Origin of the sequence: Solidesulfovibrio carbinolicus (assembly GCF_004135975.1) — a bacterium.
Taxonomy (GTDB): Bacteria; Desulfobacterota; Desulfovibrionia; order Desulfovibrionales; family Desulfovibrionaceae; genus Solidesulfovibrio; species Solidesulfovibrio carbinolicus.
The window spans coordinates 741,479-756,175 of the sequence record NZ_CP026538.1 but is presented as its reverse complement, the minus strand read 5'-3'; the positions used below and the strand labels follow the sequence as shown (position 1 = coordinate 756,175).

Annotated in this window: 14 protein-coding genes; 11 read left to right on the top strand and 3 right to left on the bottom strand. The window is 67.6% G+C overall.

Features of this window, described 5'->3' with window-relative positions:
- Window positions 1-66: 66 nt before the first annotated feature.
- Window positions 67-522: a hypothetical protein gene (locus C3Y92_RS03375; RefSeq protein ID WP_129349500.1), complete on the bottom strand. Its 456-nt coding sequence runs from the start codon at window positions 520-522 to the stop codon at window positions 67-69.
- Window positions 515-1,480 carry a 4Fe-4S dicluster domain-containing protein gene (locus C3Y92_RS03370; RefSeq protein ID WP_129349498.1) on the bottom strand — a complete coding sequence of 322 codons (966 nt, stop codon included), beginning with the start codon at window positions 1,478-1,480 and terminating at the stop codon, window positions 515-517. The genes C3Y92_RS03375 and C3Y92_RS03370 overlap by 8 nt, the downstream gene beginning before the upstream one ends.
- A 151-nt stretch (window positions 1,481-1,631) precedes the next feature.
- Here C3Y92_RS03370 and C3Y92_RS03365 point away from each other — a divergent pair, with 151 nt between their 5' ends.
- Both C3Y92_RS03365 and C3Y92_RS03360 read left to right on the top strand, forming a co-directional pair.
- Window positions 1,632-2,384, top strand: coding sequence for a Crp/Fnr family transcriptional regulator (locus tag C3Y92_RS03365; RefSeq protein WP_129349496.1), 753 nt, complete (start codon window positions 1,632-1,634; stop codon window positions 2,382-2,384).
- Window positions 2,385-2,473: 89 nt separating this feature from the next.
- On the top strand, window positions 2,474-3,088 hold the full coding sequence (locus C3Y92_RS03360) for a Crp/Fnr family transcriptional regulator (protein ID WP_129349494.1): 615 nt from the start codon (window positions 2,474-2,476) through the stop codon (window positions 3,086-3,088).
- A 42-nt stretch (window positions 3,089-3,130) separates the two neighbouring features.
- Here C3Y92_RS03360 and C3Y92_RS03355 read toward each other — a convergent pair whose 3' ends face one another.
- The gene (locus C3Y92_RS03355) at window positions 3,131-4,099 is read right to left on the bottom strand and encodes a hypothetical protein (protein WP_235669599.1); all 969 of its coding nucleotides are present in this window, start codon (window positions 4,097-4,099) and stop codon (window positions 3,131-3,133) included.
- 613 nt (window positions 4,100-4,712) lie between these two features.
- On the opposite strand from C3Y92_RS03355, the gene C3Y92_RS03350 reads away from it, so the two are divergent.
- From C3Y92_RS03350 to C3Y92_RS03310, 9 genes are all read left to right on the top strand, one after another.
- Window positions 4,713-5,873 carry a sulfite exporter TauE/SafE family protein gene (locus C3Y92_RS03350; protein ID WP_129349490.1) on the top strand — a complete coding sequence of 387 codons (1,161 nt, stop codon included), beginning with the start codon at window positions 4,713-4,715 and terminating at the stop codon, window positions 5,871-5,873.
- A 67-nt stretch (window positions 5,874-5,940) separates the two neighbouring features.
- Window positions 5,941-6,456, top strand: coding sequence for a hypothetical protein (locus C3Y92_RS03345; protein ID WP_129349488.1), 516 nt, complete (start codon window positions 5,941-5,943; stop codon window positions 6,454-6,456).
- Window positions 6,457-6,514: 58 nt separating this feature from the next.
- Window positions 6,515-7,450, top strand: a complete 936-nt coding sequence (locus C3Y92_RS03340; protein ID WP_129349486.1) for a phosphate/phosphite/phosphonate ABC transporter substrate-binding protein — start codon at window positions 6,515-6,517, stop codon at window positions 7,448-7,450.
- On the top strand, window positions 7,447-9,498 hold the full coding sequence (locus C3Y92_RS03335) for a PAS domain S-box protein (protein WP_129349484.1): 2,052 nt from the start codon (window positions 7,447-7,449) through the stop codon (window positions 9,496-9,498). Before C3Y92_RS03340 ends, C3Y92_RS03335 begins: the two co-directional genes overlap by 4 nt.
- Window positions 9,499-9,503: 5 nt before the next feature.
- On the top strand, window positions 9,504-9,866 hold the full coding sequence (locus tag C3Y92_RS03330) for a response regulator (RefSeq protein ID WP_129349482.1): 363 nt from the start codon (window positions 9,504-9,506) through the stop codon (window positions 9,864-9,866).
- 9 nt (window positions 9,867-9,875) lie between these two features.
- The gene (locus C3Y92_RS03325) at window positions 9,876-12,347 is read left to right on the top strand and encodes a PEP/pyruvate-binding domain-containing protein (RefSeq protein ID WP_129349480.1); all 2,472 of its coding nucleotides are present in this window, start codon (window positions 9,876-9,878) and stop codon (window positions 12,345-12,347) included.
- A gap of 152 nt (window positions 12,348-12,499) precedes the next feature.
- A complete protein-coding gene (locus C3Y92_RS03320; RefSeq protein WP_129349478.1) occupies window positions 12,500-13,549 on the top strand; it encodes a protein-tyrosine phosphatase family protein in 1,050 nt (349 codons plus the stop codon).
- Window positions 13,550-13,606: 57 nt separating this feature from the next.
- A complete protein-coding gene (locus C3Y92_RS03315) occupies window positions 13,607-13,981 on the top strand; it encodes a hypothetical protein (RefSeq protein WP_129349476.1) in 375 nt (124 codons plus the stop codon).
- A 265-nt stretch (window positions 13,982-14,246) separates the two neighbouring features.
- The gene (locus tag C3Y92_RS03310) at window positions 14,247-14,567 is read left to right on the top strand and encodes a DsrE family protein (protein WP_235669598.1); all 321 of its coding nucleotides are present in this window, start codon (window positions 14,247-14,249) and stop codon (window positions 14,565-14,567) included.
- Window positions 14,568-14,697: the final 130 nt, after the last annotated feature.

The following is a 14,697-nucleotide window of genomic DNA, read 5'->3' as shown; positions in this document are numbered from 1 at the left end:
CTTCCCTTACCATCCCCATTCGGGGTTTCCAAAGGGGGTCACCCCCTTTGGCCGCCGGAGGCACGCTTACCTCCTGGCAGCCACCGCCCCCTTACGGCCCGCCGCCATGGCGAACACCAGCAGTCCCATGGCCAGCGCCAGATGCAGCCAATCCAAATAGCGCACGTTCATGGGTCCGACCATGGCCCAGGACCCGTTTTGCAGCACTCGCACGACGCCGGTCAGCGCCACCGCGCCGTAAAGCGCCACGCGCCATTTGCCGGCCGTGGTCAGCGTGGGTCGGGCTGCGCCGGCGGCCAGCCACGAGGCGGCGTAGCTGGTCAGGAGAAAAACCAGCGCCGCGCCCAGGGCGAGGTGCAGGGCGGCGGTGATCTGGTAGTTGCCGAGCCAGCCCAGGCCCGGCAGATCGGCGATGTAGTAGCGTGAGAAGATGGGCATTTGGCCCATGCCGGTCAGCGCCAATCCAAGAGCGGCGATAAGGGTCAGGCGTTTTTGCCAGACCGGGAACAACGGCTTAGGCATGATCGTCCTCCTTGGCGGCCTTTCTGGCCCGGTTGGCCACCCGCAGGATGCCGGCGGCGATGCCGGCCAAGGGAGCCAGCAGCACGGCCGTGGCCAGATTTTTCTCTTTGCCCATGACGTCGGCGGCGGCCTGCAAGCCGGGATTGCCCGGGCTGGGTTGCAGGGCGGCGTGGAGTTCTTCGAAGGGAATGGGCGAGACGTAGAGGGTGTTGGTGCCGCCGTTTTCGGTTTCGCCGTAGAGGAAACCGCCGGTCTGGCGGGCCAGGTCATGGGCAGCGGCGATGATTTCACGGCGCGGCCCGATGGTCTGAACATCGTTGGGACAGGCCTCGATGCAGGCGGGCTTGCCGCCGGCGGCCACGCGCCCATGGCAGCGGTCGCACTTGTACATGACGCCGTTGCCGGCAAAGGCCGGCAGGAGGTCGAGGTACAGCCCCACGCCCGTCTGGCGTTGGGGGATATGCCAGGGACAGACGTCGCGGCACTTGGCCCCGCCCAGGCAGATGTTGGCGTCGATGGCCACCGCGCCGTCGTCGTGGCGCACAGCCGAACCCCAGGGGCACAGCTCGGCGCAGGGCGGATGCACGCAGTGCATGCAGCGCCGGGGGATGTTGAGGCTTATGGCCTTGCCGTTTCGCGTCACCGTGACGGTCTGGATGAACAGCCAGTTGTACGGCGTCAGACGGTCGTCGACGTCGCGCTTGTCCGAGAAATCCTCGACCTTGGCGCGCTCCGGGTACATTTTGGGGAACGGCTTTTGGGGATTGGGGTAATCGGCGGCATGGGCGGCGCGGCAGGCGGCCACGCAGGCCCCGCAGCCGATGCATTTGGAGAGGTCGAAAAGCGTGGCCAACTGTTCGCCCGAGGCGGCGGCGGCGTCGCGGGCCAGAAGCGGCGCGGCCACGGGGGCGGCGGCCATGGCCGTGCCCAGGGATTTGAGGAAGGCGCGTCTGTTCATGGGATGGTGCTCCTTTCCGGCGGACCGGACGCCTTGAGGCTTAGCCCATGGACGGAGCCGGGCGCATTGATGTGGATCAACGCGGCGCGATTTTGCGGCTTGACGCGAGCCTGCGCTCACCGCCACTGTGGCGGTTGAACAGGGGAAAATAATGGAGCAGGTCGAGCGGATGGTGTTGTTGCGGTCGCTGCCGTTTTTCGGCGGCATGCCCGAGGAAAGGCTGGCCCGGATGGCAGCCGGGGCCATGGTCTCGCGCCACGGGCCTGGAGAGCTCATCGCCGCCCGATCCGACGCCGGCGAAGCTTTTTATCTGGTGGCCTCGGGCCGGGCCAAGCTCTACCAGATCGGCCCGGACGGCCGGGAGCAGACGCTCTATATTTTAGGTCCCGGCGAACCGTTCTGCCTGTGTTCGCTGGTGGAAGCCGGCGAGTTCCCGGCCTTTGCCGCCGCCCTGGACGACACGCGGGTGCTGGCCTTTCCGGCCCGGACCCTGGCGGCGGCGGCCAGGGAAGACCCGGAAGTGCTTTTTGATCTGCTGCGGCTCATGTGCCGCCGCCTCAAGCAGACCCAGGCCATGGTCGAAGCGTTGGCGCTTTTGCCGCTCACCGGCCGGCTGGCCGGCTTTCTGCTCCACGAAGCGGACCGCTCCCCGGGCACAGGCCCCATCCGCCTGGCCATCAGCCACCGCGAACTGGCCAAGATCGTCGGAGCCACGCCCGAGGCGCTCTCCCGCGCCTTCCGCAGACTGGCCGAGGCGGGCCTGGTCACCGTCAACGGCCGCGACGTGGCCCTCCACGACCGCCCCGCCCTGGCCGCCGAGGCCGGCCGGGCGGAGGTGGAGGAGGAGAAGAATGCCTCCGGCGGCCGGGGGCCTGAGGCCCCCGGACCCCCCAAATGGGATTAAAGGGACGGGCGGCGCGGCGGTGGTGAAGCGAGAGTATGAAGGACTGATTTTTCACGGCGTTGCCGTGACGGCAACAACAAGGACAAAACGTGCAGCGTATTGAGCCGGCCGACGCAGGGGCGCTTTTGGGGCTGATGCGCAAACTGCCCCTGTGGGCGGATTTCGCGGACGAGGACCTCGATCTGCTGTTGCGGGTCGGGGCGGTGCGGCTGGCCCGCTTTGCCTCGGGCGAAGCCATTGTCGAGGAAGGCAATTACGAAAAGACGTTTTTCGTGTTGCTGCGCGGCCAGGTGGCCGTGGTCCGGGCCGGAAAACACGTCGCCGACCTCGATGCGGCCGGTACGATATTTGGCGAGATGAGCTTTGTTCTTGGCAAGGGCCGCACGGCCACGGTGACAGCGCAAACGCCCTGCGACTGCCTGGTGGTGGACATGGGCTATGTGGATTTTCTGCAAAGCCCCGAGCGCGAGGATTTCCTCATCCGCATCTTCCGCCGCCTGGCCGAGGTGGTCCGGCAGCGGCTAGGCTCGGCCAACGCCCGCAAGGCGACGCTCCTCACCGCCATCCGGGAACGGCGCGAGGCCCTGGCCGCCCATATCGCCGTGGAGCGGGCGGCTCTGGCCGGGCTCAAACAGGAGCTGGCCGGCCTGGACACCGCCGACGACGAGGAAGTGCTGCGCCAGCTGCTTGACCGGCGGTTCTAGCCCGCCGTTGCCGCCCCCGACCGGCCCGCGTCATTTATTCGATCAAGCGCGCTTCGAGGCTTTCTTCGACTTCTTGCCGCCCGCGAACGGCGCGTCGGCCAGCATATCCGCCACCGATACCAGACGGCCGGCGGTCTGGACGCCGGCGGGGGCTTGGGGCGCGTCCGGGGAAGCCGGTTCCTGGGTCGCGGCTGCGGCTGCGGGCGACGAGGCAACCGCCCCGCTGAACGCCTGGGCGGCGGCAAGCGGATTATCGCCCTCGGCCGGCTCTGCGACGGCCAAGGCCTCTTCGGCCATGTCCGCATCGGCCTGGGCGGCGGCGGACCGCTTTTGGGCCTCGGCCTCTTTGGCGATGTCCGCGCGAGCCCTGGCCACGAGTCGGGCCAGGGCCGCCGAAACGTCTTCCTCGTCGCCGGCCTCGGTTTCGCCGGCGGTACCGACGCCTGCCGCCGGGGCCGGCGTTTGGGCCGCTTCGGCCGCCTGGGGCGAAGGCGTCTCATCGGCGGCAGCGACGGCAGCCGGTTCCCCGGTCGGCTCGCCGGCCGCGCTTTCGGCCTCCGGCGCAACCGTAACGGCGGCCTTGGCGGCCTTTTTCACTTTGCCGCCCCCGGCCAGGATCTCCAGCGTGTGCTGGGCCGCGGCCAAAAGCGCCGGCACGAACTTGCCCTTGCCCGGATAGGCCATGGCCCCGAGAAAGGCCCGCACCGCCTCGAAATCGGCGCACACATGGGCGTATTCCTGGCGGCCGGCGATGTCCTCGGTTTCGGGGTAGGTGACGATGTAGTAGCAGAAAAACCGGCCGGCCTGGGTGCGGATGACGGCGAAAAGCTCCACCCGCCCGCCTGACGGCGGCATGAGCCCGTCGGGCAGCACGTCGCGGCGATAATACGCCAGCAGCGTTCCCGTGACGGCCACGGCCGACCCGTTGCGGGCCAGCCGGTATTTTTTCTGTTTCCCGACGAGCTTATCGCCGATATCCTTGTCATTTTTGGGACGGAAAAAAGGCAGCATGGGACCAGGCCTCCGCAGGCGACGACATGCCCCGGCGTTGTCGCCGAAGCTGGCCGCATATAGCGCCAAGCCTTGTCCGGGTCAAAGGGTAGCAGACCGTGTTTCGGACCTGTTCGGGCCGCCGTGATTCGGCCTTGCCAGGGCCGACGAAAAGGTGCATGAAGATGGCGACGGGCTCTGGCCCGGCGCCAAGGGCGCGCCGATTCCGGCGACGCCCTTTTTTACGGCCTGACTTTGTGAAAATTATCACAAAGTTTCCTCTCCGGCCGGCCCCCTGCATCGCCCTTTTCGCTCTTCATTGTGAAAAACAGTATAATAGCAGGAGTTTCTTGACATGACGAGGCTGTAATGGTCTATGCTGCGACAAAAGCCTCGCGGCCCGGCAACGGGCCGGCAAGGCTTGGCCCAATGCTGATGCGGCCTTGCCGCGACACGTCCGATGCAGCCCTCCTGAACCGCATGGCGTGTCGCGGCGAAGCCGTCAGCATTCCGGCCAGCGGTGCGGCGGCAGGCTTCGCGTCTCCCCGCCAGCGGCAACAAGGCTTATGCGGCCACCCGGCCGCCGTATTTCACCCCGCGACGCAGTTCGCCGCCAACGACAAGGAGGCCCGACGTGAAAAACTGGAAATGGACCCTGCCTGTGGGGCTTTTGGCCATCGTGGCCATCGCCCTGTGGTTCGAGCCGGCTTTCGCCGACAAACTCTCCGACGCCATCGCCAAAGCCCCCATCGGCGACCAGCCCGGTCAGATTCCGGCCGATCCTAACGCCCCCAAAGGGTTCCTGGGCATTCCCGGCTCCCCGGTGGTCAACCCCATCCTGGCTTTCTGTTGGGCCGTGTGGGTCGGCTGGATCTTCTCCACCGTGGGCGCCTTTGGCGGCGTCATGGCCGGCGTCGGGCACATGAGCGTCTTCGGCTTCGGCGCCTATGCCGGCAGCTTCAAGAAAACCGCGCCGGACCTCGGCAAGATCATCACCGACTCCATCAAGGCCTCCAACCAGTTCCTGGTCGGTCTTTCCGCCGCCATCAGCTCGTTTAACTACCTCAAGATGAAGCGCCTGGTCGTGCCCCTGGCCGTCACCTTGGGCCTGGGTTCGCTCATCGGCGCCTGGCTGGCCCAGGAACTTTCGGCCGGTAAGCTCGATTTCAAGTCCTACCAGGGCTACTTTGGCCTCTTTGTCCTGCTGCTGGGCGGCTGGCTCCTCTACGAGACCACCCCGGCCGGCCAGGCCAAGAAGCAGACCGCCAAAAAGGCCGCCAAGGCCTTTGAGGACGCCGCCAAGAAGCAGGCCTCGGGCGAATCCGTTGACCCCAAAAACGTCGGCCTGCACATCAACCACTTCTCCATCTCCAAGTGCGCCTTTACCTTCTACGGCGTGCCCTTCCAGTTCAACCCGCTGATCCCGTTCCTGGGCGGCATCGTCATCTCGGCCGTGGCCGCCTTCCTCGGCGTCGGCGGCGGCTTCCTGCTGGTGCCCTTCCTCACCAGCGTCACCCAGCTGCCCATGTACCTGGCCGCCGGCACCTCGGCCCTGGCCGTTTTGGTCAGCATGGTCACGAGCATCATCACCCTGCTCATGAAGGGCACCCCCATCGAGTGGCACTTCATCGGCCTGGAAATGCTCGGCATCGCCGTGGGTTCCTTTGTCGGCCCCATGACCTCCAAGTACTTCTCCGACGTGTGGCTCAAGCGCCTGTTCATCGTGCTGTCCGTCTACGTCGGCGTGGGCTACCTGCTGGCCGGCTTCTTCAACTACAAGATTCCGGGCGTGTAGAAATCTCTCGGATTCCCTGGACACGGCTCCCCGTCCCGGCTACCTGGGGCGGGGAGCTTTTTTGCCTATGAACGACTTTTTCCTGCATGCCTTTCTCGCCCTCGACGCCGTCTTGATCGCCCCGTTCCGGCTGGTGGACGACGCCCGGGCCGGCTTTGCCTGCGGAATCCTGGCCACGGCCCTGGGCGCGGCGCTTCTCGGCCGGGCCTGCGCCGCCGCCGTGGACCGGGTCCAGCGGGCCAAGCGCAACCGCCAGGAAGCGGAAATCAAACGCCACCAGGAGCTTTCCATTTCGGCCCTGGCCGTCAAGGACCGCGAAACCTACCTGGCCGCCAACCATCTGGCCCAGGAGGCCTACGGCAACGCCATGGCCCTGGCCGCCGGCCGGGCCGCCGCGCTCATTTGGCCGGCGCTCATGGTCCTGGCCTGGTCCACCTGGCGCTTTTCCGGCGTCCCCCTGCCCCTGGTCGGCGAGTCCGCCGGACCGGCCGTCTTTTTCATCCCCGCCTACCTGGCCGCCCAATGGGGCCTAGGACGCCTCAAACGCGCCCGCGCCGTCCGCCGCGGCCGGACCGGGGCGTAACGACCCGCTTTCCTCCCGGCCCGAACTGACGTATCCTCCCTGCCCGGGAGGGAAATGGATGCGGCGACGCGACGTTTTGCTGGCGGGACTTTGCCTGCCGTTTCTCGCCGCCTGCGGCCGGGACGAGGACGCCGTGCGCGTGGACCTTACCCGTCGCGAGGAGCCCGTGTTGCGCCAGCTCCCCCGGGCCGTCACCTACGCCTACCTCCCGCAGTACGCCCACACCGTCTCCTACGAACGCCACCGTCTGCTGCTCGACTACATCGGCCGGGCCACCGCCGTCCCCCTGCGACAGGTCTTCCCCGACACCTTCGAGGAACACGTGCGCATGGTCGAGCGCGGCGAAATCGACATTTCTTTTTCCAATCCCTTCGCCTACATCCGTATGGCCGCCGCCGGAGCCTGGGCCTTTGCCCGCATCATCGAACCCTCGGGCAAACCCGATTTCAGAAGCCAGATCATCTGCCGCCGCGACAACAAGGCCATCAACACCCTGGCCGACTGCCGGGGCAAGCGCTGGATGGCCGTGGACCAGTCCTCGGCCGGCGGCTACATCTACGCCCTGGGCGAGTTTTTCGACAACGGCATCCGCCGTTCGGACTTCGCCGAGATCACCTTTGCCCCGGGGCCGGGCGGCAAACAGGAAAAAGTCGTGCTGGCCGTTTTCGCCGGAGCCTGCGACATCGGCTCGGTGCGCGACGGCACCCTGGAGATCCTGCGCGGCCGCATCGACCTGAGCCAGATTCGCATCCTGGCCGAAAGCAAGTCCTATCCCGGCTGGGTCTACTGCGCCCGGGCCGGGTTTTCGCCCGAAATCGTCGAGAAGATCGCCCGGGCCATGTTTGCCCTGCGCTACGACCGGCCCGACGACGCCGCCATCCTGTCCGCCGCCGGCATGCGCGGCATCATTCCCGCCGTGGACGCTGACTACGATTCCGTGCGCCGGCTGGCCGAAAAACTCGGCCTCGACGCCCTGCCCGGAGGCGAGGAATGATCCCGCGCCTGTCGGCCCTTAGCTTTCGCACGAAAATCAACTGCGGCATCGTGCTCATCGTCGGGCTCATCGCCATCCCCCTGGCCTACCTCACCTGGCGGGCCGCCGCCGAATCCCTGCAAACCGAAACCCGCAAGCGCGGGTTGGTCCTGTCCGACAACCTGGCCATGCGGGTCTCCGACGCCATGCTCTCCATGGACCTGTTGCGCATGAAGAACATGGTCGATGAGCTCAAAAAGGTCGACGACATCAGCTACGCCTTCATCCTCGACCGCCAGGGCAGCGTCCTGGTCCACACCTTCAGCGGCGGCTTTCCCGTGGAGCTGGCCGAGGTCAACGCCCCGGACGGCCCCAAGCCCCACATCCGGCTCCTGGACACCGGCAGGGAGTTCATCGACGACTTCGCCGCGCCCGTGACCATCGTCGGCACGCCCTTCGGCACGGCCCGCATCGGGCTGTCGCGCACCAAGGCCGAGGCCGCCGCCGACCGACTGGCGCTCATGATCGTCTTTTATTCCGCCGCCGCCATGGTGGCCGCCCTGGCTCCGTCCACGCTGTTCGCCCGGCGCGTCACCGAGCGCATCAACCGTCTCAAGCGCCACGCCGAAGAAGTGGTGCGCGGCAACCTCGACCCCAGGGCCGGCCCGGACGCGGCCCGCTCCTGCTCGGTCATGCTCGACTGCGACAAGACCCGCTGCCCCGCCTACGGCGACAACCGTCGGCGCTGCTGGCTCACCGCCTCCCCGGACCAGCGCGGCGAGGGCCCCGAGTCCTGCCGGGACTGCCCGGTCTACCGTGAGCAGAAAGGCGACGAGATCCAGGATCTGGCCGAAACCTTCGACGTCATGGCCGTGTCGCTGAAAACCCACCTCGACGAACTGCGCCGGGCCGAGCGCGTGCTGTCGCGCCAGGAGCGGCTGCTGCGCACCATCCTCGACGCCACCCCGGACCTCGTCTGCCTGGTTGACGAAAACGCCCGCTATCTGGCCGTCAACCGGGCTTTCGCCAATTTCCTGGGCCTGACCAGCGAAGAAATCGTGGGGACCAGCGACCGCGACGTCTTCCCCGAGGACGAGGGCCAAGCCATGCACGAGGAAAACAGCCGCGTGCTGGCCGCTGGCCGGCCCAGCGACCGCGAGGTGCGCCTGCGCCGGGGCGGCTCGCCGGTCTGGTTCCACGTGGTGCGCGTGCCTGTGGTCGACGGCTCAGGCCGGGTCATCGGGCTTTTGCGCACCGCCCGCGACGTCACCCAGCTCAAGCAGTTCCAGGAGCAGCTCATCCAGTCCCAGAAGATGGAATCCCTGGGCAAACTGGCCGGCGGCGTGGCCCACGAAATAAACACCCCCCTGGGCGTGATTCTCGGCTACTCCCAGCTCCTGCAGGAAGACGTGCCCGGCGGCAGCCAGATCCAGGCCGATTTGCAAACCATCGAGAAGCAGGCCAAGGTCTGCCGCAAGATCGTGGCCGACTTGCTCGGGTTTTCGCGCCAGGCCGAAAGCGCCAAGATCGAAATGTGCTTCAACAATTCCCTCATGGAAGCCATTACGCTTGTGCGCCACGCCCTGTCCCTGGAAAAGGTCGTCATCGCCACCGACCTCGACGAACGCATGCCCATCATCTACGGCGACCCCGAAAAGCTCAAACAGGTCTGGATCAACCTGCTTTCCAACGCCAGCGACGCCCTGGAGGGCCGGGGCGGCACCTTGCTTGTGCGTTCGCGCCTTTTCGCCCACGAGCAAAAAGTCACGGCCTGGTTCGCCGACGACGGCCCGGGCATCAGCCCCGACAACCTCGGGCGCGTCTTCGATCCCTTTTTCACCACCAAGCCCGTGGGCCAGGGCACGGGCCTGGGGCTTTCCGTGTCCTTTGGCATCATCAAGGACCACGGCGGCTCCATCCGGGTCGAAACCCCGGCCCCGGAAGGCTTTTTCGACGCCCTCGACGACCCGGGCAATGATCGCCCCGGCACGGTCTTCGTCATCGACCTGCCCCTTGACCACGAGGAAACCATCGGCGGCGGGCATCCCGCCCACGCTACGGAGGCATAACGTCCATGGCCGACATCATCGTTCTCGACGACGTCATCGACGCCGGCGTCGTCATCAAGCGCATCCTGGAACGCAAGGGCCACCGCGTGGCCGTTTTCACCGAGGAAGAAGACGCCTTGGCCCATGTGGCCAAGAAGCATCCCGACCTGGCCATCCTCGACATGAAGCTCAAAAAACTCAGCGGCGTGGAAGTGCTGGAGGAGATCCGCAAGCGTTCCCCGGAAACCCGGGTCATCATGTTGACCGGCTACCCCACCCTGGAGACCGCCCGGGAATCCGTGCGTCTGGGGGCCTGCGAATACTGCGTCAAGCCCATCGACAAGGACGAACTGGAGCGCAAGGTGGCCGAGGCACTGGCCGCCGGTTAGGGAGAAGGCGTGTTTTCCAAGGAACTTTTCCGCCGTTGGACCTATCAGGTCTTTGCCCCGGGCGTGCTGCTGCGCGAGAAGTACAACGCCTTCCGGGAGCTTTTGCGTTACGACGACGCCTGCCTGGAGCTCATCGCCGCCCTGGAGGACGTCCACTACGGCGGCGCGGCCGTGGACTGGACAAGGGTGGTCCATCTGACCCGGCGGCTGCGCACCTCGGTGGGTGAGCTGGTGGAGCGCCTGGCCCGCCTGGCCCCGGCTCGCCATCTCGATCTGCCCGAATACGCCCGCAAGGTGGATTTCTACGTCCAGATGGCCCTGGACCTGCCGTCCGGCGACATGTCGCCGCCCTTTGTCCTGCCCCTGGCCGAGCTGGCCGGCGACGTGGCCCGGGCCGGCGGCAAGGCCGCCAACCTGGCCCGGGCCGTGGCCGAGGCCCGGGTTCCGGCCCCGGAGGGCTTCGTGGCCACCACCGGGGCCTTCCGCTACCTGCTGGAAGCCTGCGAACTGCGCCCGGCCATCGACCGCATCCTGCGCCGGGTGGACCTGGCCCGGCCGGCCGAGGTGGCCGAGGCCGCCGCCGCCGCCCGGGAGCTCATTATCCGCGCCCGCGTACCCGAGGAAGTGGCCGTGCCCCTGGCCGAGGCGGCCCGGCGGCTGGGGCGCGGCCCGGGCGGCCAGCCCATGCTCTTGGCCCTTCGCAGCTCGGCCGTGGCCGAGGACGGCCGGGCCTCGTTCGCCGGCCAGTACGAGAGCCTGCTTGGCGTGGAGCCGGAAGACGCCGTGGCCGCCTACCTGAAGGTCCTGGCCAGCAAATATACGGCCAAGGCCATCACCTACCGGGTGCTCACCGGCTACGCCGACGAGGAAACGCCCATGGCCGTGCTCATGCTGCCCATGGTGCCGGCCGCCGCCTCGGGCGTGCTCTACACCCGCGACAGCGCCGACCCAGAGGCCCCCATGGCCGTTTACGCCGTGCCCGGCCTGGGCGGGGCTCTGGTCGAAGGCACGGCCAGCCCGGAACGCCTGGCCCTGTCCCACGATCCGCCCCATTTTCTCCTCGACCGCCAGACCCTGGACGCCGAGGTGCTCTCCGAGGAAGCGGCCGGCCGGCTGGCCGCCCTGGCCCTGCGTCTGGAAAAGACCTTTGGCGCGCCCCAGGACGTGGAGTGGGCCATCGACCAGGACGGCGCGCCCTTTATTCTCCAGACCCGGCCCATGGCCGTGGAAGCCCAGGCCGACAGCCTGCCCGAGGCCTCCCCGAGAACCCGGCCGGCCGGCGCGCCAACGCCCCTTTTGTGCAGCGGCATGCGCGCCTCGGGCGGCTGCGCCGCCGGCATGGTCCGGCTCGCCTCAGCTGTCCTGGACATCGACGACATCGCGCCGGGCACGGTGCTTATTACCCACACCCTGCCCACGGTCCTGGCCCGGGCCGTGGACCGGCTGGCCGCCGTGGTCGCCGTTTCGGGCAGCCGGGCCGGCCATTTCGCCTCGGTGGCCCGGGAGTTCGGCCTGCCGGTCATCACCGGCATGGCCGAGGCCTTCGAAGCCCTGCCCGAGGGCCTGGAGGTCACCGTGGACGCCGACGCCGGCTGCGTCTATCCCGGCCGCGTGCCGGCCCTGCTCGACCGGCCGGCCGCGCCCCGGGCAGCCGACGGTTCGCCCGTGGCCGAGCGCCTAGCCCGGCTGATCCCGCTGGTGGCCGGACTGACGCTGACCGACCCTTCCTCGCCGGATTTCGCCCCGGCCAAGGTGCGCTCGCTGCACGACATCGTGCGCTTTGCCCACGAAAAAGCCGTCACCGAGATGTTCTCCCTGGTCGGCGATTCCGGCCGGGGGCTGGCCTCGGCCAGACGGCTGCGCAGCCATCTGCCCCTGACCATGTACGTCCTGGACCTCGGCGGCGGCGTGTTCGAGTCGGCGGCCGGGGACAAGGAAATCCGCCCCGACCAGATCAAGTGCGCCCCCATGTGGGCTCTGTGGTCGGGCCTGGCCGCCGACGACGCCCCCTGGCCGGCCGGACCGCCCATCACCGACGACGAAGCCTTCGACCGCACCAGCGCCGGCATCTTTTTCAACGACTCCAAGCACCTGGCCAGCTACGCCGTCATCTCCGACGCCTATGCCCACGTCATGCTGCGCTTTGGTTACCATTTCACCGTGGTGGACGCCCTGTGCGGCCCGGACGACAGCCAGAACTACGTCAATTTCCGCTTCAAGGGCGGCGGCGCGGGCTTTGACCAGCGCTCCCTGCGCCTGTCCTGCGTGCGCCGGGCCTTGACGCACTTCGGCTTCACCGTGCGGGCCGCCGGCGACTTGCTTGACGCCTCGCTGGCGCGCCTGCCCGAGCACGTGGTCCAAAAACGGCTGGCCATGCTCGGTTGCCTGCTGGCCGCCACCCGGATGCTCGACATGCGCCTGGCCACCGAGGCCGACGCCGACGCCTGGGTGGCCGACTTTCTGGAACGGACTGACAGGTAGCGCGGCAACCCTTAACAAATACGCATGTATTTTTTAAGAAACACAGTGGTTTTCTCGTCTCGCCAGCCAAACGCCACCGGCTCTTGCGAAGACGCGACGCAAGGCCCGTGGCCTCTGACGCGGACACGCCAGACTGACGAAAAGGGTGCTTCATGGCCAACGTTCCCGCCTATCCCCTGACCTGGGTCACCGACCATCTGGCCGTGGGCGGCGCGCCCATGTCCCACGCCCAGCTCGATTCCCTGCGCGCCCAGGGCGTGACCGCCATCCTCAACCTGTGCGCGGAATTCTGCGACCTCCACGAAATCGAGGCCGCCGCCGGCTTCGAGGTGCGCTACCTGCCCATTCCCGACGAATGCGCCCCGGACCTTCCCGCCCTGGAAGACGCCCTGGGCTGGCTCGACGAGGCCGTTTATCTGGGCAAAAAAGTGCTCATCCACTGCCGCCACGGCATCGGCCGCACCGGCACGGTCTTAAACGCCTATCTGCTGCGCCGGGGCCTGGGCCACATGGGCGCGGCCCGGGTGCTGCGGCCGCTGCGGGCCAAGCCGGCCAATTTCAACCAATGGTGGACCATTCGCCGCTACGGCAAGGCGGCCGGCAAGCTCACCGTGCGCGAACCGCGCCTGGAAGCCGGCAAACCCGTGGATCTGGGGCCGTTTCTGGCCGATTACGCCGGGCTGGCCGCCATGGCCCAGGAGGCCGCCGGGGATATCCCGGCCTGCGGCCGCGACAACGACGCCTGCTGCCGCCGGCCGCTGTGGCTGTCGCTGATTGAGGCCGTGGCCCTGGCCCGGACCATCGACGTGGGCCTGACGAGCCAAGTGCGCCAATCCGTCATTGAGGACGCGGCCGGCGCGGCCCGGGAAATGGACGAGCTGACCCAGCGCTACGGCGGCTCCCATGAACTGTGCGTGTCGGGCTGGTCGCGGCGCTGTCCGCTGTCCCGCGACGGCGTCTGTCTCGTGTTCGACTCCCGGCCGGTGGCCTGCCGGATTTTTGGCGCGCCGGCCGTGGCCCAGGCCGCGCTGTGGGACAAGACCCTGGAGCCGGCCCTGGGCGAACTGTCGCGCCAGGTGTTCGTGGCCCTGGCCGGCACGGCCGTGGGCGAGGCCCTGCCCCATTTCGCCCTGCCCGACGTGGCCTCGGGTCGCTACGTCTCGGCGGTCTTCAACTATCTGCTGGCCCTGTCCCGGCGTTGACCCGGGCCGGGCGGGCGGGCTAGAAGACCTGTCCACATCTAGAAAGGAGAACCGCCCATGGCCGAAGACTTCAGAACGCTTCTTATGGAATCGGACCGCCTGGAAGACGGCGACCGCTGGTTCGGCGACATCCAGATCGGCGGCTGGTTCTATTTCTCGGCCCAGGCCGGCCCGTTCCACGCCTCCCGGCCCCAGGTCCTGCACGAAAATCCCATGGCCTACGAATCCTTCGACCTGCGCCTGCAAACCGTCCAGGGCGTCATCAGCTACGGCCGCTACGGGGCCTGGGAAGATCTGAAAACCAAACCCTGGGCCGCCCTTTTCAGCGAGGAACGCCCCACCGTGCTGCACGCCCCGGACGTGCCCGTGGCCACCTGCCAGCAGATCTACGAAGACCTCCTCGCCTACGCCCGCAAGAATCCCGTGCCCTAACTGGGAGGCCTCCGGCGGCTGGGGGCCTGAGGCCCCCAGACCCCCCAACTGGAAGAAAAGGGGAAAGGGGCGTTCAGCGGGAGCGGTCCTCTGTTGGCCGAACGCCAAGCGCTCGTTCACCGTGATTGACGGCACCACCGGCTTCCGCACCCCGTCTGTTGGACAAATCATCGGCCGGCCACGCCCCTCCGGGCGCGGCCGGCCTTTTTCACGGCTTGCTCCTGCCATCGATTTTATCTATCGATTTTGCCAGGAGGCATCAGTCATGCAAATACTTATCGTGCTTTCCAGCCCCGATCCCGAGATCAAATGGAACGCCGTGCGCTTTGGGAATTTCCTGCTTAACGAAGGCGAGGACGTCACCATCTTCTTAAATGGCCCGGCCGTGGACCTGACCGCTGGCGACAGCCCGACCTTCCCCATCGCCGAGCAGGCCAAGCTCTTTGGCTTAAGCGAAGGCGTGCTCGCCGCCTGAGGCAAGTGCCTGGGCCTCCACGGCGTGGAGGCGAAAGCGCCGGTGACCCTGTCCAACATGCCTTTCCTCTACGCGGCCATGAAGGCCGCCGACCGCATCCTCAATTTCTAGCGCCGCGTCCACGAAAAGCGCCGCCGGCGTTTCGCGGGCAACAGGCTGGAACCATTATTGTTCAGGAGCGAGACCATCGCGCCCCGGCGGGCCGGCCCCTTCCCCTGGGCCGCCCGCCGCGTTATATGGA

Bases quoted from the DNA above. Each gene is read 5' to 3' on its own strand.
- C3Y92_RS03375 (WP_129349500.1), bottom strand. From the start codon at position 522: ATGCCTAAGCCGTTGTTCCCGGTCTGGCAAAAACGCCTGACCCTTATC.
- C3Y92_RS03370 (WP_129349498.1), bottom strand. From the start codon at position 1,480: ATGAACAGACGCGCCTTCCTCAAATCCCTGGGCACGGCCATGGCCGCC.
- C3Y92_RS03365 (WP_129349496.1), top strand. From the start codon at position 1,632: ATGGAGCAGGTCGAGCGGATGGTGTTGTTGCGGTCGCTGCCGTTTTTC.
- C3Y92_RS03355 (WP_235669599.1), bottom strand. From the start codon at position 4,099: ATGCTGCCTTTTTTCCGTCCCAAAAATGACAAGGATATCGGCGATAAG.
- C3Y92_RS03345 (WP_129349488.1), top strand. From the start codon at position 5,941: ATGAACGACTTTTTCCTGCATGCCTTTCTCGCCCTCGACGCCGTCTTG.
- C3Y92_RS03340 (WP_129349486.1), top strand. From the start codon at position 6,515: ATGCGGCGACGCGACGTTTTGCTGGCGGGACTTTGCCTGCCGTTTCTC.
- C3Y92_RS03335 (WP_129349484.1), top strand. From the start codon at position 7,447: ATGATCCCGCGCCTGTCGGCCCTTAGCTTTCGCACGAAAATCAACTGC.
- C3Y92_RS03330 (WP_129349482.1), top strand. From the start codon at position 9,504: ATGGCCGACATCATCGTTCTCGACGACGTCATCGACGCCGGCGTCGTC.
- C3Y92_RS03320 (WP_129349478.1), top strand. From the start codon at position 12,500: ATGGCCAACGTTCCCGCCTATCCCCTGACCTGGGTCACCGACCATCTG.
- C3Y92_RS03315 (WP_129349476.1), top strand. From the start codon at position 13,607: ATGGCCGAAGACTTCAGAACGCTTCTTATGGAATCGGACCGCCTGGAA.